This window comes from Campylobacter sp. JMF_06 NA1 (assembly GCF_027737785.1).
Taxonomy (GTDB): domain Bacteria; phylum Campylobacterota; class Campylobacteria; order Campylobacterales; family Campylobacteraceae; genus Campylobacter_B.
Window position 1 is genome coordinate 52,995 of the sequence record NZ_JAOVUA010000005.1, and the last position, 24,724, is coordinate 77,718.

At 41.1% G+C, this 24,724-nt stretch carries 26 protein-coding genes and 1 tRNA gene; 14 read left to right on the plus strand and 13 right to left on the minus strand.

Features of this window, described 5'->3' with window-relative positions:
* Nucleotides 1–18 precede the first annotated feature (18 nt).
* On the minus strand, nucleotides 19–2,394 hold the full coding sequence (locus OFO07_RS06260; RefSeq protein ID WP_270871335.1) for a ribonucleoside-diphosphate reductase subunit alpha: 2,376 nt from the start codon (nucleotides 2,392–2,394) through the stop codon (nucleotides 19–21).
* A 186-nt stretch (nucleotides 2,395–2,580) separates the two neighbouring features.
* Nucleotides 2,581–3,909: an adenylosuccinate lyase gene (gene purB / locus OFO07_RS06265; RefSeq protein ID WP_270871336.1), complete on the minus strand. Its 1,329-nt coding sequence runs from the start codon at nucleotides 3,907–3,909 to the stop codon at nucleotides 2,581–2,583.
* 70 nt (nucleotides 3,910–3,979) lie between these two features.
* Here purB and OFO07_RS06270 point away from each other — a divergent pair, with 70 nt between their 5' ends.
* Nucleotides 3,980–4,885: a pseudouridine synthase family protein gene (locus OFO07_RS06270; protein WP_442868075.1), complete on the plus strand. Its 906-nt coding sequence runs from the start codon at nucleotides 3,980–3,982 to the stop codon at nucleotides 4,883–4,885.
* Between the two features lie 44 nt (nucleotides 4,886–4,929).
* Here the strand turns inward: OFO07_RS06270 and OFO07_RS06275 are convergent, their stop codons facing one another.
* From OFO07_RS06275 to hisF, 4 genes are all read right to left on the minus strand, one after another.
* On the minus strand, nucleotides 4,930–5,385 hold the full coding sequence (locus OFO07_RS06275; RefSeq protein ID WP_270871338.1) for a hypothetical protein: 456 nt from the start codon (nucleotides 5,383–5,385) through the stop codon (nucleotides 4,930–4,932).
* Between the two features lie 259 nt (nucleotides 5,386–5,644).
* Nucleotides 5,645–6,712: a 23S rRNA (adenine(2503)-C(2))-methyltransferase RlmN gene (gene rlmN / locus OFO07_RS06280; RefSeq protein ID WP_270871339.1), complete on the minus strand. Its 1,068-nt coding sequence runs from the start codon at nucleotides 6,710–6,712 to the stop codon at nucleotides 5,645–5,647.
* Nucleotides 6,709–7,218 (minus strand): purine-nucleoside phosphorylase, encoded by a 510-nt coding sequence (locus tag OFO07_RS06285; RefSeq protein WP_333720489.1) that lies wholly within the window; start codon nucleotides 7,216–7,218, stop codon nucleotides 6,709–6,711. The genes rlmN and OFO07_RS06285 overlap by 4 nt, the downstream gene beginning before the upstream one ends.
* Nucleotides 7,219–7,220: 2 nt before the next feature.
* Complete coding sequence (gene hisF, locus OFO07_RS06290) at nucleotides 7,221–7,979, minus strand: imidazole glycerol phosphate synthase subunit HisF (RefSeq protein WP_270871341.1); 759 nt, start codon at nucleotides 7,977–7,979, stop codon at nucleotides 7,221–7,223.
* Nucleotides 7,980–8,066: 87 nt separating this feature from the next.
* On the opposite strand from hisF, the gene rsmA reads away from it, so the two are divergent.
* Genes rsmA through ybaK form a run of 6 tightly spaced genes read left to right on the plus strand, consistent with a single transcriptional unit; the run spans nucleotide 8,067 to nucleotide 13,492 of the window.
* The gene (gene rsmA, locus OFO07_RS06295) at nucleotides 8,067–8,870 is read left to right on the plus strand and encodes a 16S rRNA (adenine(1518)-N(6)/adenine(1519)-N(6))-dimethyltransferase RsmA (RefSeq protein WP_270871342.1); all 804 of its coding nucleotides are present in this window, start codon (nucleotides 8,067–8,069) and stop codon (nucleotides 8,868–8,870) included.
* Complete coding sequence (locus OFO07_RS06300) at nucleotides 8,851–10,905, plus strand: ribonuclease J (protein WP_270871343.1); 2,055 nt, start codon at nucleotides 8,851–8,853, stop codon at nucleotides 10,903–10,905. The genes rsmA and OFO07_RS06300 overlap by 20 nt, the downstream gene beginning before the upstream one ends.
* Before the next feature lie 10 nt (nucleotides 10,906–10,915).
* On the plus strand, nucleotides 10,916–11,875 hold the full coding sequence (locus tag OFO07_RS06305) for a KpsF/GutQ family sugar-phosphate isomerase (RefSeq protein ID WP_270871344.1): 960 nt from the start codon (nucleotides 10,916–10,918) through the stop codon (nucleotides 11,873–11,875).
* 2 nt (nucleotides 11,876–11,877) lie between these two features.
* On the plus strand, nucleotides 11,878–12,648 hold the full coding sequence (locus OFO07_RS06310) for a pseudouridine synthase (RefSeq protein ID WP_270864685.1): 771 nt from the start codon (nucleotides 11,878–11,880) through the stop codon (nucleotides 12,646–12,648).
* An 8-nt stretch (nucleotides 12,649–12,656) separates the two neighbouring features.
* On the plus strand, nucleotides 12,657–12,998 hold the full coding sequence (locus OFO07_RS06315; protein ID WP_270871345.1) for a hypothetical protein: 342 nt from the start codon (nucleotides 12,657–12,659) through the stop codon (nucleotides 12,996–12,998).
* A 2-nt stretch (nucleotides 12,999–13,000) separates the two neighbouring features.
* Entirely contained in the window at nucleotides 13,001–13,492 is a 492-nt protein-coding gene (gene ybaK / locus OFO07_RS06320) for a Cys-tRNA(Pro) deacylase (RefSeq protein WP_270871346.1), read from the plus strand.
* A 44-nt stretch (nucleotides 13,493–13,536) separates the two neighbouring features.
* Here the strand turns inward: ybaK and OFO07_RS06325 are convergent, their stop codons facing one another.
* From OFO07_RS06325 to OFO07_RS06335, 3 genes are read right to left on the minus strand one after another with little or no spacing between them, the layout of a single operon-like run.
* Nucleotides 13,537–14,490, minus strand: coding sequence for a hypothetical protein (locus tag OFO07_RS06325; protein ID WP_270871347.1), 954 nt, complete (start codon nucleotides 14,488–14,490; stop codon nucleotides 13,537–13,539).
* Nucleotides 14,487–15,410 carry a DUF3137 domain-containing protein gene (locus OFO07_RS06330; RefSeq protein ID WP_270871348.1) on the minus strand — a complete coding sequence of 308 codons (924 nt, stop codon included), beginning with the start codon at nucleotides 15,408–15,410 and terminating at the stop codon, nucleotides 14,487–14,489. The genes OFO07_RS06325 and OFO07_RS06330 overlap by 4 nt, the downstream gene beginning before the upstream one ends.
* Nucleotides 15,410–15,970 carry a LemA family protein gene (locus OFO07_RS06335; protein ID WP_270871349.1) on the minus strand — a complete coding sequence of 187 codons (561 nt, stop codon included), beginning with the start codon at nucleotides 15,968–15,970 and terminating at the stop codon, nucleotides 15,410–15,412. The genes OFO07_RS06330 and OFO07_RS06335 overlap by 1 nt, the downstream gene beginning before the upstream one ends.
* Before the next feature lie 115 nt (nucleotides 15,971–16,085).
* Here OFO07_RS06335 and OFO07_RS06340 point away from each other — a divergent pair.
* Nucleotides 16,086–16,162, plus strand: a tRNA-Met gene (locus OFO07_RS06340).
* Between the two features lie 31 nt (nucleotides 16,163–16,193).
* On the opposite strand, the gene OFO07_RS06345 is transcribed toward OFO07_RS06340, so the two are convergent.
* Complete coding sequence (locus OFO07_RS06345) at nucleotides 16,194–17,090, minus strand: AraC family transcriptional regulator (RefSeq protein ID WP_270871350.1); 897 nt, start codon at nucleotides 17,088–17,090, stop codon at nucleotides 16,194–16,196.
* A gap of 138 nt (nucleotides 17,091–17,228) precedes the next feature.
* Here OFO07_RS06345 and OFO07_RS06350 point away from each other — a divergent pair, with 138 nt between their 5' ends.
* Nucleotides 17,229–18,371, plus strand: coding sequence for an iron-containing alcohol dehydrogenase (locus OFO07_RS06350; RefSeq protein WP_270871351.1), 1,143 nt, complete (start codon nucleotides 17,229–17,231; stop codon nucleotides 18,369–18,371).
* A gap of 43 nt (nucleotides 18,372–18,414) precedes the next feature.
* Here OFO07_RS06350 and OFO07_RS06355 read toward each other — a convergent pair whose 3' ends face one another.
* Both OFO07_RS06355 and purM read right to left on the minus strand, forming a co-directional pair.
* Nucleotides 18,415–18,918 carry a tetratricopeptide repeat protein gene (locus OFO07_RS06355; RefSeq protein ID WP_270871352.1) on the minus strand — a complete coding sequence of 168 codons (504 nt, stop codon included), beginning with the start codon at nucleotides 18,916–18,918 and terminating at the stop codon, nucleotides 18,415–18,417.
* Nucleotides 18,888–19,871, minus strand: a complete 984-nt coding sequence (gene purM / locus OFO07_RS06360) for a phosphoribosylformylglycinamidine cyclo-ligase (RefSeq protein WP_270871353.1) — start codon at nucleotides 19,869–19,871, stop codon at nucleotides 18,888–18,890. The genes OFO07_RS06355 and purM overlap by 31 nt, the downstream gene beginning before the upstream one ends.
* An 81-nt stretch (nucleotides 19,872–19,952) precedes the next feature.
* Between purM and coaE the strand changes: the two genes are divergently transcribed.
* The 5 genes from coaE to OFO07_RS06385 all read left to right on the plus strand — a co-directional run bounded on the left by coaE (nucleotide 19,953) and on the right by OFO07_RS06385 (nucleotide 23,391).
* Nucleotides 19,953–20,549, plus strand: coding sequence for a dephospho-CoA kinase (gene coaE / locus OFO07_RS06365; protein ID WP_270871354.1), 597 nt, complete (start codon nucleotides 19,953–19,955; stop codon nucleotides 20,547–20,549).
* On the plus strand, nucleotides 20,546–21,397 hold the full coding sequence (locus OFO07_RS06370) for a diaminopimelate epimerase (RefSeq protein ID WP_270871355.1): 852 nt from the start codon (nucleotides 20,546–20,548) through the stop codon (nucleotides 21,395–21,397). Before coaE ends, OFO07_RS06370 begins: the two co-directional genes overlap by 4 nt.
* A gap of 9 nt (nucleotides 21,398–21,406) precedes the next feature.
* Nucleotides 21,407–21,781 (plus strand): VOC family protein, encoded by a 375-nt coding sequence (locus OFO07_RS06375; protein WP_270871356.1) that lies wholly within the window; start codon nucleotides 21,407–21,409, stop codon nucleotides 21,779–21,781.
* 83 nt (nucleotides 21,782–21,864) lie between these two features.
* Nucleotides 21,865–22,266 (plus strand): hypothetical protein, encoded by a 402-nt coding sequence (locus OFO07_RS06380; RefSeq protein WP_270871357.1) that lies wholly within the window; start codon nucleotides 21,865–21,867, stop codon nucleotides 22,264–22,266.
* Between the two features lie 615 nt (nucleotides 22,267–22,881).
* Entirely contained in the window at nucleotides 22,882–23,391 is a 510-nt protein-coding gene (locus tag OFO07_RS06385) for an EexN family lipoprotein (RefSeq protein WP_270871358.1), read from the plus strand.
* Here the strand turns inward: OFO07_RS06385 and OFO07_RS06390 are convergent, their stop codons facing one another.
* Nucleotides 23,392–24,516: an AAA family ATPase gene (locus tag OFO07_RS06390; RefSeq protein ID WP_270871359.1), complete on the minus strand. Its 1,125-nt coding sequence runs from the start codon at nucleotides 24,514–24,516 to the stop codon at nucleotides 23,392–23,394. It lies immediately after the preceding gene.
* Nucleotides 24,517–24,724 lie beyond the last annotated feature (208 nt).

Here is a 24,724-nt window from a genome sequence, read left to right on the forward strand (position 1 = left end):
GGTAAATTTAATTGTGCGTTACTGGCAACCTTCGCACTCGATACTGCGATCTGCGACATCGGAGTTGAAATCATCAGTTGAAGGGCTTTCGCTTCGCAGATAATATGTCGATTTAATGCCAAGCTCCCACGCAAGGGTGTAAATGTCATTTAGCACCTTACCGCTAGCCTTATCAAGCGTGATAAAAATATTTAGGCTCTGCCCTTGATCTATCCATTTTTGGCGGATTGCACCTGCTTTTATAAGCAGTCGCTGGTCTAGTTCGTATGCCGGAACATAGGCTTGCCAAGTATCGGGGCTTAGATTTGGCACGACCACAGGAATCATACCGCTTAGATTGTGTTCGAACCATTTGCGTTTATAAACAGGCTCGATAGTCTGCGTCGTGCCTACTAAAATCGAAATGCTTGAAGTCGGCGCAATCGCCATTAAATAGCCGTTTCTCATGCCATCTTTCTTGACTTTTGCTCGAAGTGCGTCCCAGTCGCAAGAGTTATCTTCAAAAAGTCCCCCGCGACCGACTAGTTTTTTAGCATTTTCGTTTGCTAAATCGATTGGGAAAATTCCTTGCGACCATTTTGAGCCCTCAAATTCAGGGTATTTGCCCTTTTCAAGAGCTAAATTTGATGAAGCGTAAATGGCGTTGTAGCTTATGTTTTCCATGATTTTATCGATTGTCTCAAAATGCTCGTAACTTCCCCAAATAATGCCCTTTTCGGCAAGCATTTGCGCTTCGCCCATTACGCCTAATCCTATGGCGCGAGAGCGTAAATTCGTGCGTTTTACCTTTGCGTGTGGGTAAAAATTTAGCTCGATTACATTATCTAGCATTCGCACAGCGATCGGCACGACGCGTTTTATGTCTTCTTGGGTGTGAATTTTGCTTAAATTCAGACTTGCGAGATTACAAACTGCCGTTGCGCCTTCATCTACGCCCTTTTCGACGATGAAAATGTCTTTGCCATTTATCGTATCAAGTGCCGTGATTTTTTTGGCTTTTTTGGTGATTTTGCCATTTACGAGCACTTCTTCATTTTCTTCGAAAAGCTCTTCGCTTCCGTCAGCGTAAATCACTTTTGTTTTGTAGTGGTTTGCCTGTGTGTTTTGGAAAATCTCGGTGCATAAATTTGAGCTTCGAATTAGCCCTTTGTGCGAATTTGGATTAACCCTGTTTGCGTTATCTTTAAAGCACAAAAACGGCATTCCCGTCTCAAAATAGCTAGTTAGGATTTTTTTCCAAAGCTCTTTTGCTAGAACGGTTGATTTGCTGATATTTGGGTCGTTTTCGTAGGCGATATATTTTTGCTCGAACTCTTCGCCCCACACATCGCACAAATCAGCCACATCGACAGGGTCAAAAAGCGTCCATTTTTCGTTGTTTGCTAGGCGTTTCATAAACAAATCATTTATCCACAAAGCAGGGAAAATTTCATGCGCTCTACGGCGTTCTTCGCCTGAGTTTTTACGCAAATCCAAAAAGTCGTTTATATCCATGTGCCACGGCTCTATATACACGGCGATTGCGCCTTTTCTGGTGCCTAGTTGATCGACCGCTACGGCTATGTCGTTTGTGATTTTTAGAAAAGGTATTATGCCACCTGCAGCGTTTTTGTGCCCGTCGATACTACCGCCCATTGCGCGGACTTTGCACCAGTCCCAGCCGATACCGCCGCCGAATTTCGATAAAAGCGCCATTTCTTTGTAGCTATCAAAAATTCCTTCGATATTATCTGGCGTGCTTCCCACATAACAGCTTGAAAGCTGGTGGCGCGTGGTGCGAGCATTTGAGAGTGTCGGAGTGGCGAGCATGACTTCAAATTTGCTTATTAAATCATAAAATTTTTTCGCCCAGCCTTGGCTGTCTAGTTCGTTTTGGGCTAAAAACATAGCAATCGCCATAAACATGTGCTGTGGAAGCTCAATTGGCTTTGCTTGTCTGTCTTTTATGAGATAGCGATCATAAAGCGTTTTAATGCCAAGATAGGTAAATTGCAAATCGCGCTCTGGCTTAATGTAGGCGTCTAAGTCGTCTAGGTCGTATTTTTCTTTTAGCCCTAGCATGATGCGACCCTCGCTCTCACCGCGCTCAAAGTAGGTTTGAAGCGATTGATAGCCGGTGAAGCCCGATACTTTGTGATACAAATCATAAAGGAAAAGTCGCGCTGCCACAAATGTCCAGTTTGGGCGGTCTATGTCGATTTTATCGACGGCGGTTTTGATAAGGGTTTGCTGGATTTCCTCCGTGGTAATCATATCGCGAAACTGAATTTTCGCATCGACTTCTAACTCGCTAAGGCTGACATTTTCTAGCCCTACTACCGCGTCCCCTGTGAATTTTTTGATTTTTGAAATATCGAGTTCTTCGGTTCTACCGTTGCGTTTAATAACTTTCATTTTTGCGTCCGTTTCTAAGAAAAAATAATTGTGCGATTGTATCTTTTTAAAGCTTATGATTTAAGAAAATTTATCCAAATTTTGCTTTGGAGTTTTGCTAAATTTTAAGGTAAATTATTATGGGAAAATTTGGGTATTTTTTGATTTTATATATAGAAAATTTAGCCCAAAATGGGCTAAATTTATTTACCCAAACACCCTAGCGAAAATTTTATCCACATTTTTGGTGTAATATCCATAATCAAAGCAAGATTTAATCTCATCTTCGCTCAAAGCTTTTCTTAGGTCGTCGTCGGCTAGTAAATTTTGCAAATACAAACTAGCCCCGTTTTCGTCGATAGCTTTTTTGCCTTCTTGCAAGTCAGCCCAAACTTTCATCGCATTTCTTTGCACGATTTTGTAGGCTTCTTCGCGGCTCAAACCTTTTTTAGGAAGTTCTAGCAAAACTCTTTGCGAAAAAACTAGTCCGCCTGTTAAATTTAGATTTTTCATCATATTTTCAGGATAAACGACCAAATTTTCTATCAAATTTGCAAGGCGATTTAGCATAAAATCAGCCGTTACAAAGCCATCTGGCAGTATAAATCTCTCAACCGAACTATGACTTATATCTCTTTCGTGCCACAAAGCGACATTTTCCATAGCAGGGATCGCATAGCTTCGCAAAACTCTGCAAAGCCCCGTTACATTTTCGCTAAGCACCGGATTTCGTTTGTGTGGCATAGCTGAGCTTCCTTTTTGTCCGGGAGCGAAATACTCTTCGCACTCATAAACTTCGGTTCTTTGGTAGTGGCGGATCGCAACGGCGATTTTCTCGCAAGATGAAGCCAAAATCGCTAGTGCGTTCATCACTTGCGCGTAGCGATCTCTTTGTATGACTTGGTTTGACGCTGGGGCCGGTTTTAAGCCTAGATTTTGGCAAACTAGCTCTTCAAGCTCTAATGGAGCGTGAGCGAAATTTCCCATTGCACCGCTGATTTGACCCACACTTATGACGCCGTAAGCGTGTTTTATCAGCTCTAATGCGCGGTTAATTTCATCATGCCAAATCGCCAAAACTAAGCCAAAAGTTATCGGTTCGCCGTGAATTCCATGACTTCTGCCGACCATAAGCGTATTTTTGTGCTTCATCGCTTGATTTTTGATTGCCGTTTTTAGGGCTTCGATGTCGGCGATAATCAAATCCAAGCTATCTTTTATCTGCAACGCCACAGCCGTATCGATACAATCGCTACTTGTCATACCATAATGCACAAATCTGCTCTCTTCGCCCAAGCTCTCGCTCACGCTGGTTAAAAACGCAATCACATCGTGCTTTGTCGTTTTTTCGATTTCGTCTATGCGTTCGACGCTAAATTTAGCGTTTTTGCAGATTTTTTCGCAGTCGCTATCTGGGATAAAGCCAAGCTTGTTCCACGCCTTAACTGCTGCCAACTCCACTTTTAGCCAAGCGTCGTATTTGGCAAACTGCGTCCATTTGTCTTTCATAATTTTTCGTGCGTATCGCTCTACCATTTTTGTGCCTTTATTTGAAATTTGATATAATCCAAAATTATATTAAAAAAGGGCTGAAAAGTTAGTTAATATGGCGTATGAGAAATTTAGTTTAGGTAAATTTACAAATCGGCGAATTTTTGAGATTTTACTGGGCTTGGGTTATGATATGAAAACTGCACAAAGGCTGTGCGACAAGGGCAGGGTGCTAAGTGCGGACGGCGTGGTTTTGGCAAAAAACAGCGTTGCAAATGGCGAAATATTTTTGATAGATTATAAATGTGAGCCAAAAGGACTGCGCGCGATTTTTGAATGCGAAGAATTTGGGGTTTTTGACAAACCTAGCGGAGTGCTTTCTCACCCAAACGGCAGACACTGCAAATACTCGCTTTATGATGAAATTTGGTCGCTTTATGGTCGCTCTGCGGCGGTCGTGCATAGGCTCGATAAAGAGACAAGCGGCGTGATACTGGTAGCAAAAAATTTGGCTTCGCTGAACGCTTTAAAAACGCTTTTTGAAAATAGGGCGGTGAAAAAATCATATTTTGCTTTGGTGAGCGGGAGAGTGGAGCGAGAATTTGTAATCGATGAGCCAATAGGCGAGAGTTTGGAAACTGACGAAGTAATGATTAAAATGCGAATTTGCGAAAACGGCAAAAAGGCGATAACCGAAATTTATCCGATAGAGTATTTTAGCGAATTTAATGCGACTTTGGTTCGAGCCGTGCCACTGACGGGAAGACAGCATCAAATTCGTTTGCATTTGTTTCATGTGAAACACAAAATTTTAGGCGACCCGCTTTACGGGACTGATACGGCGACTTTCGAAGCGATTTTGGACGAGAAATTAAGCGTGTGTGAGCGGATAAATTTAACAGGCGCTTCTAGGCTTTGCCTACATGCAGCGAATTTGAGTTTTGAATTTAACGGGAAAATTTATGATATAAATACAAAAAGCGACTTTAAGACTGAATTTTTAAAGTCGCTTTGTAAATAAAGTAAATTTAGGCAATTTGGCTAAATTTATCCGAAATATTTTTATTAATATATGCTATTAAATTCATCTATTTTATTTTTTGTGTTACGGTCGTTTATGCCAACAATATTTGAAGCTAATCTGCAATTATTATCAAAATTTGTTTGCTCATCTAGTCCGTATTTACCTTTTCCTATATTCCATCTTATTTTTTTAAGTTCTTCTGTATTTCCTTCTTTCATAACTCTCATATCGACAGCCCAACAAATATCATGAATTTGTTGAGCTAATTCTTTATGGTTTCTACCGAGCGGTTCATAATCAAAGTGACTTACGCAATAAACAGTTGGCTTTACTCTACAATTTTTTAAATTTTTACTTGTCCAATCTACTTCGGTTTTTGAACTTGTGTTGCCGCCAAATGTTGGAAACTGTGGCAATTCTGGTAACCTAAATTCTGCACAACCACAAAAATTTAAACCTACAAAAGCCGTAAAGCTCAACACCAAAATTTGTTTCATTTTTTTATCCTTTGAAAATAAAATTAAAAATCCACAGAATATCAAAAAAAAAAAAAAACAAATGGTAAATAAACGGCAGTTTTTTAACATAATTTTTAAAATTTTATATGATTTAAATTTCGGCGCAGTGTTTTGGAGTTGCGCTAGCGAAATTTTAAAATTTGGTAAAATTTACTCTTTTTTTTCATTTAAAACTACATAAAAAATTCCACAAATGCCGATTATAGCGACGATTGCGATAAAAACTACTTCGATTATATCAAGGGCGGTCATTTTTGCTTCTTTCTTTGAGTTGTCCGCACGCGGCACTTATGTCAAGCCCCTTGCTTTGGCGAATCGTGCAGGTTACGCCGTGCGCGCTGAGATAATCTTGGAATTTTACCATATTTTCAGTGCTTGGGCGCAGATACGGGCTTCCTTCGTGCGGGTTAAAATATATCAAATTTACCTTTGCTTTTATGCCGTGAAGTAGCTTCACAAGGGTTTTTGCGTCGCCGGGGCTATCATTTACGCCGCCCATGACAAGGTATTCGAACATCACTCGCTTTCGCATATCTATGGGGAAATTTCGCACGGCGTCCATAACCGAAGCTATGTTGTAGGCTTTGTTTATCGGCATTAGCTTGGCGCGAAGCTCGTCGGTTACGGCGTGAAGTGAAATGGCAAGCAAAACACCCAAATCCATTTCACCCAGCTTTTTTATCTGCGTGGCAAGACCGCTCGTGCTGATAGTTTGGCGGCGTGGAGCGATGGCTAGGCCGTCATTTTCTTTTAAAATTTGCACGGCTTTTGAGACATTTGCTAGGTTGTCAAGTGGTTCGCCCATACCCATATATACGACATTTACGCGTCTTTCGTAAGGGATTTGGTTTGCGATTTTTATGTATAAAATTTGCCCGACGATTTCACCTGCTGTGAGATTTCGCACAAATCCGCCTTTGGCAGTCAGGCAAAACGCACAGCCCATTTTGCAACCGACTTGCGAACTAACGCAGATCGAATATCGCGCATGGCGTGAAATTTTGCCGTTTTCATCGGCGACTTCATCTTTCATAGGAAGCAAAACGCTCTCTATGGTTTTGCCGTCTTTTAGCTCGAAAAGATATTTTTTGCTTCCGTCGATACTCTTTTCGCATTTCACGCATTTTACGGGGTCTAAATAGAAATTTTCGCTTAAATTTGCTCTTAATTCCTTTGGCAAATTTAGCATTTCATCGAAATTTTTAACGCCTTTTTTATAAATCCACTCGTAAATTTGCTTGGCTCTAAATTTTGGCGTTACAAGCTGGGATAGTTCATCAAGTGTGAAATCTAGGATATTTTTCAAATTATTCCTTTTTGTTTTAAGTAATTTTCTAAAATTTCTTTGGCTTTTGCGTGATTTTTCAAAAAATCTGCGTGTGCGTTTTGATTGCAAAAATTCGTCGCGACGAAAATTCCGCGAGCTGGGATTTTGAAACTTTCGGCGACTTTGACGACAGAGTAAAATTCCATATTTTCGATTTTGTAGCCGAGCTCAGCGAATTTTTGCGCGCAAATTTCATCTGTGGTGATGAAATTTGATGAGTTGCAAAATGTTTCATATGAAACATTTGGGTCAAAAATCGGGCTGTATGAATAGCCTAAAAGCTCGGAAATTTCGTGGTTTGTGGCTGTTTCGCACTCGAAAATATCAAAAATTTTACCTTCGTTATACAGACCGCAACTGCCTACAAATAAAATTTCGCTATGTTTTTCGCTCGCTAAAATTTTGGTTAAATTGATAGCGCAATCCACGAGCCCTACGCCGACAGCGCGCGCGAAGCCGAATTCTTCGCCGTTTCCTGCGCACACTATCAACTTCGAACCCTTATGTCGTTTTGCAAAAGATAGGCTTTTAAATCTTTGATTTTTATCTCGCCGAAGTGGAAAATACTCGCCGCGAGCGCCGCGTCAGCCCCGCACTCAAAGGCTTCTTTGATATGCTCCATATTTCCTGCACCGCCACTTGCGATAACGGGGATTTTTAGCATTTTGCTAATTTTGCCCGTAACTTCCAAATCAAAGCCATTTTTGGTGCCGTCGCAGTCCATGGAAGTGAGTAAAATCTCCCCCGCACCGCGGTTTTGCACTTCCTCTGCCCACGCATAAGCGTTCAGTCCAGTGTCTTCTCTACCACCTTTGACAAAGACATTGTAGCCCTCACCGGTTCGTTTGACATCGATTGCCACGACGACGCATTGAGAGCCGAATTTTTTCGCCGCTTCGTCGATTAAACCTGGGTTTGCGATAGCCGATGAGTTTAGGCTGACCTTGTCGCAACCCACATCCAAAAGTCGCGAAATATCGTCGATTTTGCGGATTCCACCACCCACGGTCAGCGGGATAAAAAGCTGTTTTGCCACGCTTTCGACTACATGCACGATAGTGTCGCGGTTCTCAAAACTAGCCGTAATGTCTAAAAAACAAAGCTCGTCTGCGCCCTCGTCGTTATAGCGTTTTGCGATTTCGACAGGATCGCCTGCGTCGCGTAAATTTACGAAATTTACGCCCTTTACCACGCGCCCATTTTGCACATCTAGGCATGGAATTATTCGTTTTGCAAATGTTTTCAAAATTTTGCCCTTTAAAATTTTTGTAAATTTTAGCCAAATTTCGCTTATATAACCATTTTATAAGTAAAAATTGGATAAAATCTCTCGATGATAGTTGCAAAGAAAAAATTCGGACAAAATTTTCTAAAAGATAGTTTGATTTTAGACAAAATTATCCAATCGATTCCCAAAAATGCTGAAAATATCGTAGAAATTGGGCCTGGCTTGGGTGATTTAACTCGTAATCTTTTAAAGAGTTATAAAGTAAAAAGTTTCGAAATTGATAATGATTTATATCAGATTTTGTGCCAAAATTTCGCCACAGAGATAAAAAACCGCGATTTGGAGCTGGTTTTGGGCGATGTTTTGGAAATTTGGGAAAATTCTCTTAGCGAAAAACCATATTTTTTGGTTGCGAATTTGCCGTATTATATCGCGACAAATATAATCCTGCGAGCCATTGAAGACCCACTGTGTGAGGGTTTGGTCGTAATGGTGCAAAAAGAGGTCGCGCAGAAATTTTGCGCAGTTTCTGGGAAGCGGGAATTCGGCGCGATTTCGGTTTTGGCTAGCCTTTGTGGCGGGGCGCAGTATCTTTTCGAGGTGCCTCCACACGCTTTCGAGCCAGCTCCGAAGGTCATTTCAGCCGTGATGAGGATAGAAAAGACGCGCAATCCTTTCCAAAGCGTGGAGCAAAAGCGCGATTTTGAGGCGTTTTTGAGAGCGTGTTTCGCTTCTCCTAGAAAAACACTAGCCAAAAATCTAAGCGCAATCGCGTCCAAATCAGATATAACCCAAATTTTCGAAGAACTAGAAATTTTTGAAAACACAAGACCGCACGAGTTAAATTTCGCCTTATTTTTAGATATTTTTAAAAAATTAAAGGTGAAAAATGGAAGAGAAAAAAACTAACAACCAAGCGCAAAACTCTGATTTTACAGGCCCTGAGCGCTTAAAAAAGGTAAATAGACGCCGCAGACACAGGGAAAATTTAAAAAAATCGTTTGATGAGAGCAAAAATCAAAAAGATGAGCAAAAAACCCCAGCAAACGAAAATAAAAAAAATAAAAAATCAAAAAGTGAAAAAGCGCAAAATCTATCCAGCGAAACAGCCGTGCAAAGCCCAAATTCAGAGGAGGGCGCTAAAAAGAAAAAACGCTCCAAACGCAAGACAAATATGCCAAAAAGCCTAACCGGTACCGAGCCGTGGCATGTGGCTATGGACGAGGCGATCGCGGCGAATAAGGCTATGCACGAAGCAAGGCTCTATCCGCTAAAAAATGCGAGCTCAGCTGAAACTATCCGCATAACTCCGCTTGGCGGACTTGGCGAGATCGGCGCGAATATGACGATTTTCGAGACCGCTACGAGCGCGATTATCGTCGATGTGGGTATGAGTTTTCCGGACGATAATATGCCTGGCGTGGATATTTTGATCCCTGATTTTAGCTATGTTCGCAAGATCGCTGACAAAGTCAAAGGTATCATCATCACGCACGCGCACGAGGATCACATCGGCGCAATGCCCTATTTTTTCAAGGAATTTCAATTCCCAATCTACGCTACGCCGTTGCCTTTGGGTATGATTTCAAACAAATTTGAAGAGCATGGCTTAAAGGCGGAGCGAAGCTATTTCCGCCCAGTGCAAAAGCGCAAAATTTACAAAATCGGCGATTTTGAGGTCGAATTTATCCACATAACGCACTCGATTATCGACGCTAGCGCGCTTGCGATTACCACAAAGGCTGGCACGATTATCCACACGGGCGATTTTAAAATCGACCACACCCCAATCGACGGCTATCCGACCGATTTAAACCGCTTGGCGCATTATGGCGATCTTGGCGTAATGCTACTGATGAGCGATAGCACGAATTCTCACAGAGACGGCATTACCAAATCCGAAAATTCGGTCGGCAGGACATTTGACGGCATTTTTGCTAGCTCGAAAGGGCGCGTGATTATGAGCACATTTAGCTCGAATATCCACCGCGTCTATCAGGCGATTGAGCGCGGTGTGAAATACGGCCGCAAGGTCTGCGTGATAGGGCGAAGTATGGAGCGAAATCTATTTACGGCAATGGAGCTAGGCTATGTCGAGCTTGATCGTAAAATTTTCATCGATCCAGATGAGGTCAGCAAATACCCTGACAATGAGGTTTTAATCGTAACCACAGGCTCTCAGGGCGAGACTATGAGTGCGCTATATCGCATGGCCACAGACGAGCACAAATACATAAAAATCAAACCAACTGATCAAGTTATCATTTCGGCAAAGGCGATTCCGGGTAACGAAAACAGCGTCTCAACCGTGCTAAATTTCTTGCTAAAAAGTGGCGCAAAGGTGGCGTATCAGGATTTCAGCGAAATCCATGTCAGCGGACACGCTGCCCAAGAGGAGCAAAAACTAATGCTTCGCCTAATCAAGCCGAAATTTTTCCTACCAGTTCATGGCGAGTATAACCACATAGTCAAACACCGCGAAACTGCGATAGAATGCGGGATTGATGAGAAAAATATCTATCTGATGAACGACGGCGATCAAATGGAGATTTGCGAAAAATACCTAAAACGGGTCAAAACCGTTAAAACCGGCAAGGTTTTCATTGACAATCAAATCAATAAACAAATTTCCGATGAAATCGTAAAACACAGGCAAAATTTGGCCGACGCTGGCGTGGCTGTAATCATCGCTCAAATCGACAAAACAGCCAAAAAGCTTATCAAATCTCGCGTCATTACCTACGGGCTTGTCGCAGAGTCGCAGACATCTGCCTTTACCAAGGATATGGAGGGCTTAATCGAGCAGTTTTTGGCGAATATGAAAACCGAAATTTTGCTTGATAACCGCGTGTTGGAATCGCAAATCCGCCAAGCCGTGCGAAAGCATATTTTTAGAAAAACGAAAAAATATCCGACAATCGTGCCGGTTATTTACCTAATGTAAGGGGCATTTTATGGGCATTTTAGAAAACGCAAAAGAGGTTTTAAGGCTCGAAGGTGGCGAGCTTTTACGCCACACTGAGCTTATCGGGGGCGAAATCGAAAGAGCTGTAAATTTGATTTTAGAGTGCAAAGGTAAGCTAATCGTAACAGGCGTGGGCAAAAGTGGTCATATCGGCGCGAAAATCGCTGCGACTTTGGCAAGCACGGGAACTCCTAGCTTTTTCATGCACCCCACAGAAGCCCTGCACGGCGATCTTGGCATGGTAGGCAAAGATGATTTGGTTTTGGCAATAAGTTTTAGTGGCGAGAGCGAAGAGCTAGTGCGAATTTTGCCACACATTAAGCGATTTGGCGTGAAAATCATCGCAATGGCAAGTAACAAAAATAGCTCTTTGGGGCGAATTTGCGACGAATTTATTAGCCTTAAAATCGAGCGCGAAGCTTGTCCGCTTGGGGCTGCGCCTACTGTTTCTACTACGCTAACATTGGCGTTAGGCGATGCGTTAGCCGTATGCTTAATGAGTGAGCGAAAATTTCAAAAAGAAGATTTCGCAAACTTCCACCCGGGCGGCAGTCTTGGCAAACGGCTATATCTAAAAGTCGCTGATGTCATGCGAACTAACGATTTGCCGATTGTTAGCGAAAGTGTTAGTCTAAAAGAAGCCATAAATGCGATGACGCACGGCAAACTAGGCACCGTTTTGCTAACTAACGCTAACGGCAAACTAACGGCGATTTTAAGCGACGGAGATTTGCGTAGGGCGCTCATGAGCGAGAATTTTAGCCTTGAAGAAAGCGCGATTAAATTTGCTGCAAAATCGCCAAAAACCATTGAAAATTCGCAAATTTTAGCTTCAAAAGCGTTAGAGATGATAGAAAATTTCAAAATTCAGCTTCTTGCCGTTACCGATGAAAACGGCACCCCAATCGGCACTGTGCATATCCACGACCTTAAAAACATAGGGCTATAAAAATGGAAAAAATGCGTTTAAATAAATTTATCTCGCACAACACGGGCTATTCACGCCGTGAAGCCGACGAGCTAATCAAAAACGGCAAAGTTAGCATAAACGGGCGAGTTGTTAGCGAGTTTGTCGAAGTTAGCGGCGAAGAGAAAATTCGCATAAACGGGCGAATAATTAAGAAAAAAACCGAATTTAGCGTGATTGTCTATCACAAACCAAAGGGTGAGTTAGTCACCAAAAAAGACGACCGCGGTCGCAAGACGATTTATGACAGCTTGCCAAATGGGTTTTCTAAATTTGTTAGCATTGGACGGCTTGATTTTGCCAGTGAAGGGCTTTTGCTATTAACTGACGCCCCTGCTATCGCCACCGCACTCATGAAAAGCGACATCGAGCGCGAATACTACTTAAAAGTCAAAGGCGAAGTAACTGACGAAGTCGTAACGGCGATAAAAGAGGGCTTTTACGCGGACGACGCCACCAAGGGCGCTCATGCCAAAAGCAAAATCAAATCAATGGAATTTAAGCCCTTTTTGGCGTATCGCATAATGCCAAGTAGCGGCGGCTACACCAAAATCAAAGCTATCATAAACGAGGGGCAAAACAGAGAGTTAAGGCGGTTTTTTGGGTATTTTGACCTAGAAGTCGTAGATCTCAAACGCACAGCATTTGGGCGAGTTACACTAGGGACTTTGAAGCCGGGCAAATGGCGTTATTTAGATAGTTCGGAATATGATGATTTGAGAGATTTTTTGAAACAAGAAAAAATAGTGTATTAAGGGATAATATGAAAATAAATTCGAAAAGAATTTTAAAATTTATACTAAATGTAATTATAGGTTATTCGCCTATATTTTATTTGCTTATTTATACAATTATCGGGGCATTAAAAATTAAGGCTGGCACTTACGAAGGAGACTCTTCTGACTTTGGTGTATTCTCATTTGTAATTCCATTTAGTATGATGGGGATTTGTGGTGTTTATTTGATAGGAATGATAATTTGTCAAGTTGCAAAGTTAAAAAATGCAGTTGCAGACTTTTTTCAAGATAATTGCATTTTTTCATTTTGTTGTCCAGCTTTATATTATTATACATTGTTAGTTATGAGTTATTTTCAAGCAGGCTGACCATGTCTAAACACGAACACAAAACAAACGCTTGTCGCATACTTGACGGGCTGAAAATTCCTTACGAGATACTAGAATACGAAGTCGATGAAAACAACCTTGACGCTGTGCATGTGGCAAATTCGTGCCAAAAGCCTATCGAGCAGGTCTATAAAACGATAGTTTGCGAGTGCGGAAATGAATATATCACGGCGTGTTTGCAAGGTGATTTAAACCTTGATTTAAAGGCGTTAGCTAGAATTGCGAAAGTCAAACGCGCTGAACTAATGAGCTTAAAAGAACTAACAAAAATCACAGGCTATGTTAGGGGCGGTTGTTCGCCACTTGGCATGAAAAAGCACTTTCGCACATTTATCGACTCACGCGCACTAACACAAACGCAAATTTGCGTTAGCGCAGGTGTTAGGGGCAAACAAATTTGGCTAAACCCAAACGATTTAGCGACTGCGACAAAAGCCGAATTTGGCGAATTTGCCGTGAAATTAGAAGGCTAAATTTCAGCGCTCGAATTTACCCCAAATTTAAAAGCTAAATTTCGCTAAGAGCGCATTTCGTTTAGCAAAGCCGTAATCTTTGGCTCTTCGCTCGCTTTGATTTCGCTAGTGGCGAAGGGTGCGAGATTTCGCGCGATTTCTATCATCATATTTATGCTTAAAATCACATTTGCGTTTTGGTTCGTGTCTATGCGAGTAAAGAGCGTGTCGTTCGAAACCGCGATAAATACGGAGTTGCTCACAGCGTGCATTTGCACTGGGGAGTTTAGGCTAATGCTGATAAGTTCGAGCGTGGTTAGGATTTTGCCGTCTTTTAAAACCTCGCTGTCAAAATTCTCGCCAGCGTAAATGTCGAAAATATCGGATTTGGCGATATTTGCCTTTTGGAGTTTGAGGTGCGGGGTTTGGAGCATAAACTCACCCTTTCCAATCGCCGAAAAATCGCTAGCAAAGGCGAGCGGATAGTCAAATTTCGCTATAAATCCAGTGTAAATTTTGCCGTCATTTATGCGCCCCCACTCGAATTTATCTAGTCCGAGCAAACTTTTTTTGCGCCCCTTAGCCCGTGTTAGCGCGGCGTCGCCAAATTTCGCCTCGATTTCACCTACTTTGCCTACTAGTGATCGTTTGCAAACGCATGTGTTAGCGTCTTTTTTAATCGGAAGCGAGCTTAAATCCTCTAAAAAAAATGCGCCAAATGGCTTAAAAGTAAGCCCAGTTTCTTTGGCGATCCAGAGCAAAATTTCATTATCAAAGGCTTTGTCGAGCAGAGCTGAGAAGTGTTGTTTTTGGTTTTTGTCAAAATACGAGTGCGCCAAAAGCCCGCAAATCCCAATCAAACAGCCCAAAATGATTTTAAATTTCAGCGAATACCCGCCACTTAAAATCAAAAACGCCAGCGCACAAACCACGCAAACGACGATAATTAGCCGTTTTTTCGCGCTCGCTTCATTTTCTAAAATCGTCTTTTTTTTCAGCTCAAACGATACTATACTCATATTTTCTCCACAAATGCTTTTTGATTGTTTTTCAAAATTTTAGCCAAAATTTTAAATTTTTCCAACTCCTTTTTTAGCGTGACGGCTGGGGAGTTTTCGCCAAGGAGCGGGTATGAAATATTTGGCTCGAAGCTGTTTTTGCCAAGTGCGATATATAGCCAAATTTTGCCTCCCTCACACGCTAGGCTAAGTGGAGCTTTGAAATAATCCCTAAGTGCGATCAATTGCTCCATAAATTTGGGCGTTAGTATGTAATGCGCGCTGATAGGATCGAGTGAATATGTGCGGAAATACTGCTCAAACTCAGCGTTATCCATACTAACGCGTTTTAGGTGTGAGTTAGCTCTGGCGTTAGTGTCGATGACATGGAGCGTGGAGGCGAAATTTTGGTTAAATTCGGCTATAAGCGTTATGCCGTAAAACAGGGTTGTTAGTTTGGGCGTTTGTTTTTGGTTAGTGTGTGTTTGTGTTTGTTTGGCGAGGTAAATATCGCAAAAACTAGCCCTCACGCCCTCGATTTCGCCAGCGAAAAAATCATCGCCCCTATACACGCTAAAACCGCTTTCGTAAAACCCGGGCGCGTTAAATTCGGCGAATTCGAAAAATTTCTTGCGCTCGTAGTTTAAATTTTCGTCTTTGGCGATTAGGCTTAGGATTTCGTCTTTAAAGCGCGCGTTAAAGGGCGTTATAAGCCTAGCGTGCGAAATACTAAAAAATATAAGCGAGGCAAAAACGCAAATTATGCTAGAAATGAGCAAATCAGGCACAAATCGTAGCAAAACGGGGAGCAGGACAAAAATGAGCGCAAAGGAAGCGACCTTTAAAATGCGTAAATTTTTGGCGATTTTTGCGCGCTTTTTTTCTAAAATTTCCAAATTTTGGATAATTTCTTCGTTTTTAAATTTTAAAATTTTTTCCATTATTTTAGCATTTCTGATAAATTTGGTGCCTGTTTTTCGCTCTCATCGGCGGCGAAAAATTCGCTTTTTTTGAAGTGAAAAAAGCTAGCGATGAGGTTTGTGGGAAACATTTCGCATGCGTTGTTATACACCATAACTGCGCCGTTGTAAGCGCGTCTGGCTGCGCTGATTTGTTCTTCGACTTCGCTTAGCGTGGCTTGGAGGTGAAGGACATTTTCGTTGGCTTTTAGCTCTGGGTAGTTTTCCACAGCGATTTTTAGCGAGCCAAGAGTGCGCGAGAGTTCGGCGTTTAGGGCGAATTTTTGCGCGTCGTTTGTGGCGCTCATCGCTTCGCTTCGCAAAGCCGTGATTTTGCTCAATACTTCGCGCTCGTGCGTTAGGTAGGCTTTGACAGAGGCGAGTAAATTTGGGATCAAATCGTAGCGTTTTTTGAGCTGTGTATCGACGCTAGAAGCGATATTTGCGACCTGATTTCGCTTGGCAATCAAAGAGTTATAAATCCCAATAATGCTAAAAATCAAAACTAGGGTTATGATTAAAAAAATAGTAAAACCGCCCATATTTTCCCTTTGAAAATGAAATTTTGCTATTTTAGCATAAATTATATTTAAAATTTTGCGCTTTTTAAATTTTATATAAGTAAAATTTGGATAAACTCCATTTTTCCTACAATGTGTCAAGGTAGCTCAGCTGGTTAGAGCGCTGGTCTCATAAGCCGGAGGTCGAGAGTTCAAGTCTCTCTCTTGACACCATTTTTTTATACGATTTTAAATTACACCGATTTTAGCTCAGCGTCAATTCTTTTAGCGTTTGGATATGCGCTTTTGGGGGCAGTCCATACATGCGCGCGTATTCTCTGCTAAACTGGCTAGTGCTCTCATAGCCCACATCAAATGCCACTTGCGAGACCGAAGTCGTGGTATTTAGAAGCATAAATTTCGCCTCTTCTAGCCTAATTCGCTTTTGAAATTCTAGCGGCGAAAGGGCGGTAAATTTTTTGAAATTATGGTAAAAAGACGAAACGCTAATGCCAATTTTTTCAGCCAAATCGCTCATATTTATCGCTTCGTTAAAATGCGCTGAAATCTCGCTGATAGCGTGTGCGATTTGGTTTTGCATGGTGCCGTTTAGGATAAATTTGTATAAGAAATTCGCAGCTCCCTCATCGCCACTCATTAGCGAATACAAAACCTCTTTTATAGATAGATTTACCAAATACTCGCTGTGCGCGCCACCTCGTTCTAGCAAATGCACCAGCCTAGCGATAGAATCAGCCAAATCGAAGCTGATTTTGCTCACATACAGGCTCTCTTTTAGCTTTTTTTTCGACGGGGTGAAATTTATGTTTTTGATCGCCTCTGCCAAATCATCGACTTTAAATTCGACAATAATTGACAAAAGTGGGCATTGCGTAACCCTGCCAGAAATCGGTATGTGAGTAGGGGTGAGCATGAATTGGTCTTTGTTATAAAAATACTCTTTGCCGTTAAATTTCACTAGCTTGTTTCCGCGTAGAGCGATACAGATACTAGGCTTGTAAATTCCGCTGCGAAACTCGGTAATTTCGTCCGCGCGATAAAATTTAATCTGCTCAATTTGTGTATCTATAACGCCGTAATTTGGATAATTTTTATCAATAAAATTTGCGATTTCATCTAAAATTTTGTTTTTATCTTTCATTTTTACCCCTTTTGAAATTTTGATTTATTTTAGCAAAGAATTTTAAATTTTGCAGAATTAGGCAATAAATTTGTAAAATTTGTCTATAAGAATTTTGTAAATTCGGTTATAATGTGCGAAATTTTTTAAAGGAGAATTATGGAAAATTTCAGTTTTAAAAACCCTGTGCAGGTCGAATTTGGCAAGGGCAAAGAGAAAAATATCGGCGAGTATATGGCAAAATACGGCGCGAAAAAGGCGCTAATCGTCTATGGAAGCGATAGAGTGAAAAAATCTGGGCTTTTCGATACAGCCGTAAATTCGCTCAAAGCGCACGGCATAGAATACGCCGAGCTTGGCGGGGTCAAAAGCAATCCGGTGCTTAGCAAAGTCCATGAAGGTGTGAAAATCGCGAAAGAATTCGGCGCAGATAGCGTGCTAGCAATCGGTGGCGGAAGCGTGCTAGATAGCTGTAAGGCAATCGCGGCAGGAGCGTGCTATGAGGGCGATGTGTGGGACTTTTTCTTCGCAAAAGAGGTTCAAAAAGCACTTATGATTTTTGACATTATCACACTTGCCGCGACTGGTTCTGAGATGAATAGAGGCGGCGTAGTCACAAACGAAGCGACAAAGCAAAAATTTGGCATAGATGGCCCAGCTTTGTTCCCAAAAGTTTCAGTCATAAACCCAGAGCTTCAAGCTACCGTAACGCCTGAATATTTGGTATATTCAGCTAGCGATATCATCGCACACTCAATCGAGGGCTATTTCACAGCCACAAAACACCCTGAAATCATCGATATGTATATCGAAGCAAACATCAAAACCGTTATGAAAACAACCGAAATTTTGCTTAAAAACCCTGATGATTACGAGGCTAGGGGCGATTTCGCGTGGGCTGCGACAATGGCACTAAATGGGCTAACTTATGTGGGCGTGAGCGGTTATAGCTACCCAAATCACATGCTAGAACACGCAATGAGCGCGGTGGTTGATTGTGCGCACGGAGCGGGGCTAAGCGTGATAATGCCAGCGTGGATGAAATGGTATAAGAAAAATAATGAAGCGAAATTTGCGCGCTTTGCCAAAGAAATTTTTGGGCTTGATAGCGCAGAGGCTGGAATTGACGCGCTTAAAGCGTGGTTTGATAAGGTTGGCACACCAACTAAACTTAGCCAGGTTAAAATTGATGATAGCAATGTAGGCGAAGTCATGGAAATCATCGTGCGAGACGCGCCAAAATGGGGCTTACCACAATACGACGCAAAAGCTGTGAAAGAGATTTTTGATCTAGCAAAATAGTTTAAAATGTTGGCGGAATTTTAAAATTTCGCCAACATTTAATTTAATATCCATTTGATTTTAGCCACTCGCAGGCTCTTTGTTCGCCGTTTTTACACTTGCTTCTGAAATGTTCGACTGATGCCAAACCTCTTTGATAAACACTGCAAGCATTATCGGCATGCTCTTTGTCGCAACATAGTTTTAGATATTTTAGTGCTTTTGCTGAATTTTTCTGTGTGCAATTGCCTCTTATGTAAATACCCGCTAACCTCAGGCAAGCGCCATAAAAAAAGGTTTCATCTGAATTACATATTTTTTCATAGTATTTTATGGCTTTTGCGCCAACTTCAAAATTTTTGGTTTTATCGCAACTATTTTCTAAATTTGTCGCCAACTCAAAGCATTTATCTAAATTCCCAGCCTCGCACTCTTTTTCGAGCCCTGAAATTTGTGTGTTAGCAAACGCACTAACACACAAAATCAAACAAAAAACGAAATTTTTCATAAATTCGTTAGCCTTTGTTAGCGCGTGATTTACGCCATTATTACGCCATTTCCCTCGCATACTTCGCCGATAACATATCCGTCGGTGTTAGCTAACACAAAATCAGCGTTAGCCTTCGGTACGACTAACACCAAACCTACGCCGTTATTAAATGTGCGCTCCATTTCGGCTGCTTCGACTTTTTTGGCTAAAATTTTAAAAATCTCAGGCGTTTTGATTGCGTTTTTCTCGATTTTCGCGCCAAGCCCAGCAGGGAATACACGAGGCAGATTTTCTACCAAACCACCACCTGTGATATGCGCGCAGGCGTGAATTTTATCTTTCAGTGCCAAAAACTCTTTTACATAAATTCTAGTTGGTTCTAAAAGCGTGTCGATTAGAGTTTTTTCGCCGATTTTCTCGTCAAATTTCAACCCTAGCTCAGAAACTACTCTGCGCGCTAGCGAAAAGCCGTTTGAGTGCAAACCGCTACTAGGAAGTGCAATCAAAACATCGCCACGCTCCACAAATTTCGTGCGATCTATCTCGTCTTGCTCGGCGATTCCTACGGCAAAACCAGCCAAATCGAAATCTTTGCCCTCATACATCGACGGCATTTCGGCTGTCTCGCCACCGATTAGCGCGCACCTAGCCATTTTGCAGCCCTCGGCGATACCTGCTACTACGCGTTTTGCGCTTGCGATTTCTAGTTTTGCCGTAGCGTAATAATCTAGGAAAAATAGCGGTGTAGCGAAGTTGCAGATGAGGTCATTGACGCACATTGCGACTAGATCGATACCCACGCCGTCAAGCTTGTCTGTGTCGATTGCTAGGCGAAGTTTGGTGCCTACGCCATCTGTCGCGCCCAAAATCGCTGGTTTTTTATACCCGCTTGGTAGCGCGAACGCACCGCTAAACGAGCCAATTCCGCCAATCACGCCTGGGGTCATTGTGGATTTGACTAGGGGTTTTATACTTTGCACAAACTCATTTCCTGCGTCGATATCGACACCTGCTTCTTTGTAGCTAATCACGGTTTTTCCTTTTTTTGGATTTATTAGAAAATTAAATTATTTTAGCTAAAATTGCATAAAAACGCTATAAAGGGGTGTGAAATGGCATATAAAAATGGTTATGTGATCACAGGCTCGATAGGATCTGGCAAATCTAGCGTTAGTAAAATTTTGCGTGATTTGGGCTATCAAATCATCGACGCAGACGAAATCTCGCACCAGCTACTGGATAAATCCTGGATAGATATTTCAAAAATTTTTGGCAACGAATACATCATAAAAGACGGCAAATCCGTGCGAATCTGCAGGAAAAAGCTAGGCGATTTGGTCTTTAACGACAAGGCTGAGCTTGCCAAACTAGAAGCAATCTTGCACCCAAAAATCAAAGATGAAATTCTAAGACAATCTGAAATTTTAGAACACCTAAATAAACCATTTTTCGCCGATATTCCGCTGTATTTCGAGCGCCAAAAATACGATGAATTCGACAAAATCGTAGTCGTATATGCCCCGCACGACTTGCTTATAGAGCGCATTATGGAGCGAAACGCACTAACGCGTGAGCAGGCCACGCTTCGCGTTAGTTTGCAAGCAGATATCGAATTTAAGCGCGCAAACGCAAATTTTGTTATAGAAAATGTTAGCGATAAAATAACACTTGAAAAAAATGTGAAAAATTTTTTAAAGGAGATAAATTGAATTTTTCAAAGTATAACGCATGTGGAAATGATTTTGTAGTAGTCGAGTTTTCACAAAGTGCCGAGCGTGGCAGTCTAGCTAGGGTGCTTTGCAACCGCGCAGAGGGAATTGGAGCCAACGGATTTATTTCGCTAAGCAACCAAAAAACCCCCGGAAGCAACGACAATAATATCATTGTGGAGTATTACAACCCAGATGGCACTAGAAGCCCGATAAGCGCAAACGCCGCAATGGTTGTGTGTATGTATGCTTACGAGCGATTTTTATCTGGCAAAAATGTGAAATTCAAAAACGACGCCAATGTAATAAACGGCGAAATTCGTGGATTTGACACAGGTAGAAGCGTGAGTTTTGGCACAAAAAAACGAGATTCAAATTTTGGTCAAATTTATGGCATGGGCTCAAACCGCGCAATCACAGCAAATGTCGAGGTCGAGTTTGATAATGTCAATCGCCTTGGCGAGGGATTTATGAGCAATGGCCATATGTGGTATTTATACGAGGTCGGTATGCCAAATGTCGTAACCTTTGTCAAAGATTTGAGCGCATACAACCACACCCTAGCTACCGAGCTTAGCGAGAAATTTAATGCCAATGTAAGTTATGCTGAGATGAGTAACACAGGGGTTAGGGTGCGCACATACGCACACGGCGCGAAAAAAGAAGTTCTTTCATGCGGAACTGGCATAGCTAGCGCATATATCGCGGGCAGAGCGCACTATAATCTGAGCGAAAATGCAAATATGGCGTGCGTGAGTGGCGAAAAAATCGGTGTAAAAATGCGTGGCGAGACTGCGTGCATATCAGGCGATGTCAGACACCTTTTCGACGGCGATTTTATCGCGTAAAGGGCTAGCGTGAAAATCAAAAATATCGATCACTTTGTGATTTTAAGCGCAAATTTAGAGGCTACGCTGAAATTTTACGGCGAAATTTTAGACCTTGAAATCGTGCAAAACGGCGCCAAAATGGCGGTGAAATTCGGAGATTCTAAAATCAATATCCACCAAAAACTAGCCGAATTTCTACCCGTAGCGAAAAATCAAACCTACGGCTCGGCTGATTTTTGCCTAATTGCTCAGGGCGACATCGACGAAATCGCGCGCGAAATCACCTCTCGTGGCGCTATAATCGAGCTAGGACCTGTGGAGCGAACCGGCGCGCTTGGCAAGATGAAAAGCGTGTATCTATACGATCCAGACGGAAATTTGGTCGAAATTTCGGTTTATTAAATTTGATTTGGCGTAAATTTTGCAAAATTTGCGCCAAATTTGCCTTAAAATTTCAAAATTTCATAAATTTATCAAGGATTAAAATGAAAAAATTTCTTAAATTTAGCCTTGCAGTTTGCGTGGTTATGGGGCTTGCGGGTTGTGGCGACACTTGTAGAACAGAGCCAAATGAAAAGGCAAGTAAAATTTTACATACCGAGATAAAAAATACAGATAAAAATTGGATGTATAGTTGCGGTTTTGTAACTGATTTGGAAGAATATGTTTTAAATATCTATGGATTTAATAATTTGGAATTAGAACAAATAATGAAAAATGTATCAGAATCTTCTAAAATTCAAGGTGTAAATATGAAAATATTGATTTACAAAACACCGCTTCATTTTTCTAGTAATTCTAATAATTCAGGGGTTACTTATAGTCGAGTTGTCAAGCCAAATGAAAAACCATTTTTAACGATAAAAATCAAAAACAAAGGAGAGTAAAATGCCAAAAGTTACGATTTACACAGATACTTGGATTGTTCCACATACATTTTTAGGCGTTACGGACAGTAGAATTTGGCGCTAAAACATAGTTAATTTGCGCACGGAACCTGCGCCTTGTGATGATAACGAATTTAGTGTCTGTGAATTTTTAGCTCGTGGATTGCTTCGGCGTTTCGCGCTCGCAATGACAAATCGAAGTAAATTTGCACCATTGTCGAAGTGGTTTAGGGAAATTTATATTTCGCTTTTAAGTGTCATTGCGAGGGGTTTTGCGCCAGCAAAATTCCGTGGCAATCTACAAAGCCTAAACTACCAACCGCAAAAATGGTAAAATTTGAAATTCTAAAATTTCATGAAAATTAAAATTCTGCTATTTGTCATACTATTTATTTTAGCTTTGTAGATTGCTTCGTCGCTGTTTCACAGCTCCTCGCAATGACATTTAAATGCAAAATTTTGCATTTAAAATAAAAAGTAAAATTTCGGCGCAGTATTACAAGGTTGCGTAGCAAAATTTCAAAATTCAATAAAAATTCCAAAATTTCAGCTAGCTTTAAGCAAAACAAAAAAAACGATAAAATGAAAATTTTAATTTCATTTCAAAGGAAAAATATGAAAAGAATTTTAACTCTTAGCCTTGTGGCGGCTATGGGATTTGGTTTGAGTGGTTGCGGAGAGCAAGACCCTAGAACGGCTGATTATTTTGCCGATAATATCGAAATCGCCAAAGCTCGTGTGGATGAGTGCAAAAAAATGGAGCGGATGAGCGAAAAAACGCAAACCGATTGCGAAAATGCAAAAATGGCTGTGAAAAGAGTAGAAGCAAGGGCGGAAGCCGAAATGTCAAAAGCTAGGACAAATTTAGTGACTGCATTATCCGATTTTCAGGCGTATTACACTTCGCAAAGCAAATTTATTTCTGATATAGGCGCAATGACAAATGTGCCAACTCCGATAAAATTAGGCGATAAAATTTGCGTAGAGTTTGCAACAAAAGGCGACAAAGAACTAGAAATTAGAGTAAATAGAGATGATGAGATTTGTAAAAATGCTTTTGGATCACTAAAAAGCGGTGAAGAAGAAAAAATGTATGATGGTGTAGGTAAAATCATCGTCCGATAATCACAACCCAAGTGCGAAGCTGTGAAACGGCACGACTTCGCACTTTATCCCCTCGATTTCAAGCGAGCCTGTATTTGCCATGGAGATCACGGCAAGGCGCGTGATTTTGAGCCGTTTTAGCTCCAAAATCAGCTTTTTAAATCTCAAAAACACAATCTCACTCGCGCTAAATGGCACGACCAAAACCCCTAAATTTCGGCTCGGCAGGTAAAAATCCAAATCCTTGGTGTAGTAAATGAGCGCGCCCAAATTTGCCAGCTCGCAATACACGGCGTTTAAAAATTTTTTTACAAAATCCTTTTTGAAACCGAGAATTTCTTTGAGATTGAAATTCGAAAAAAACATCTTTTTCGCCGCTTTTTCATCGCCAAATTTTGGGATAAAATTTATGAAATTTTCATCGTCAAATTTCGCTATGGTCGCATAGACGCTGTCCTTTGAAATGCGGATTTTTTCCTTTAAATTTGTATAAATTTTATTCGCGCTAAATGACGCTGTGACGAAAGCCGCGCACTCTTTTAAAATTTTAATCTCGTTTGCGCTTAGAGCCGATTTTAGCGCATTTTGCTCGGAATTTATGCTCCCTGCTGAGTGCAAAAGCGAGCCACCCACACTCCCGCCTTGCGAGAAAAATGCCGAAATAATGGCGTTTATCTCGCTGTGCCGTTTATCGAAAGCGATAAATTCCTCAAAACAAAGCGGCGTAATTTTTAGCTTTGCAAAATTTGCTAGCTCAAAGCTACTTTTGCGCGTAGAGATGATAATGCTTTGCAAATTTTGCGAGGCGCCAGAGTTTAGCAAATTTTGCAAATGCGAAATTTCACACGGCAAAATTTCATCTAAATTATCCAAAAAAAGCGCGATAATCTGCGAATTTTGCTCTAAAAATTTAAAAATTTTATCAAATTCATCGCTTAGATTTAAAAATTCATAGCGCAAATCCGCGAAATTTATATACAAAAATTCGCCCTTTTTGAAATTTGAAATATAATCAAACAAAATCAAACTTTTCCCAGCACCTAGCGCGCCATAAAGTATAGTTTTGGGCGCATCAATGGAGGTTTTTCTAGCTATAAATTTCGCCTCTTCTGGCGGATTTTCATAAAAATATTCTAAATTTTGCATAAAACGCATTTTAAAATTTTCCTTATTAAAAGGAAATAAATTTAGCAAAATTTACAAAATTTTAAAATTTAAAAAATTTTGCTCTAAATTTCAGAATATTTCCTTATAAAAAGGAAAAAATTCTATAAAATTCACCGAATTTCTTGACAAAATTTTGCCTTTTTCATATAATCCCAGTCTTTTGTTTTTAAGGCAAAAGGTCACGCGT

What these genes read in the sequence shown, in the direction of transcription:
- OFO07_RS06275 (WP_270871338.1), bottom strand. Translation starts at nt 5,385, where the DNA reads ATGAAACAAATTTTGGTGTTGAGCTTTACGGCTTTTGTAGGTTTAAAT.
- rsmA (WP_270871342.1), top strand. Translation starts at nt 8,067, where the DNA reads ATGATAGTTGCAAAGAAAAAATTCGGACAAAATTTTCTAAAAGATAGT.
- OFO07_RS06270 (WP_442868075.1), top strand. Translation starts at nt 3,980, where the DNA reads ATGGCGTATGAGAAATTTAGTTTAGGTAAATTTACAAATCGGCGAATT.
- purB (WP_270871336.1), bottom strand. Translation starts at nt 3,909, where the DNA reads ATGGTAGAGCGATACGCACGAAAAATTATGAAAGACAAATGGACGCAG.
- OFO07_RS06355 (WP_270871352.1), bottom strand. Translation starts at nt 18,918, where the DNA reads ATGCGAGGGAAATGGCGTAATAATGGCGTAAATCACGCGCTAACAAAG.
- OFO07_RS06325 (WP_270871347.1), bottom strand. Translation starts at nt 14,490, where the DNA reads ATGAGTATAGTATCGTTTGAGCTGAAAAAAAAGACGATTTTAGAAAAT.
- coaE (WP_270871354.1), top strand. Translation starts at nt 19,953, where the DNA reads ATGGCATATAAAAATGGTTATGTGATCACAGGCTCGATAGGATCTGGC.
- OFO07_RS06305 (WP_270871344.1), top strand. Translation starts at nt 10,916, where the DNA reads ATGGGCATTTTAGAAAACGCAAAAGAGGTTTTAAGGCTCGAAGGTGGC.
- OFO07_RS06335 (WP_270871349.1), bottom strand. Translation starts at nt 15,970, where the DNA reads ATGGGCGGTTTTACTATTTTTTTAATCATAACCCTAGTTTTGATTTTT.
- OFO07_RS06310 (WP_270864685.1), top strand. Translation starts at nt 11,878, where the DNA reads ATGGAAAAAATGCGTTTAAATAAATTTATCTCGCACAACACGGGCTAT.
- OFO07_RS06350 (WP_270871351.1), top strand. Translation starts at nt 17,229, where the DNA reads ATGGAAAATTTCAGTTTTAAAAACCCTGTGCAGGTCGAATTTGGCAAG.
- OFO07_RS06330 (WP_270871348.1), bottom strand. Translation starts at nt 15,410, where the DNA reads ATGGAAAAAATTTTAAAATTTAAAAACGAAGAAATTATCCAAAATTTG.
- OFO07_RS06315 (WP_270871345.1), top strand. Translation starts at nt 12,657, where the DNA reads ATGAAAATAAATTCGAAAAGAATTTTAAAATTTATACTAAATGTAATT.
- OFO07_RS06300 (WP_270871343.1), top strand. Translation starts at nt 8,851, where the DNA reads ATGGAAGAGAAAAAAACTAACAACCAAGCGCAAAACTCTGATTTTACA.
- OFO07_RS06345 (WP_270871350.1), bottom strand. Translation starts at nt 17,090, where the DNA reads ATGAAAGATAAAAACAAAATTTTAGATGAAATCGCAAATTTTATTGAT.
- OFO07_RS06260 (WP_270871335.1), bottom strand. Translation starts at nt 2,394, where the DNA reads ATGAAAGTTATTAAACGCAACGGTAGAACCGAAGAACTCGATATTTCA.
- OFO07_RS06390 (WP_270871359.1), bottom strand. Translation starts at nt 24,516, where the DNA reads ATGCAAAATTTAGAATATTTTTATGAAAATCCGCCAGAAGAGGCGAAA.
- OFO07_RS06385 (WP_270871358.1), top strand. Translation starts at nt 22,882, where the DNA reads ATGAAAAGAATTTTAACTCTTAGCCTTGTGGCGGCTATGGGATTTGGT.
- ybaK (WP_270871346.1), top strand. Translation starts at nt 13,001, where the DNA reads ATGTCTAAACACGAACACAAAACAAACGCTTGTCGCATACTTGACGGG.
- OFO07_RS06380 (WP_270871357.1), top strand. Translation starts at nt 21,865, where the DNA reads ATGAAAAAATTTCTTAAATTTAGCCTTGCAGTTTGCGTGGTTATGGGG.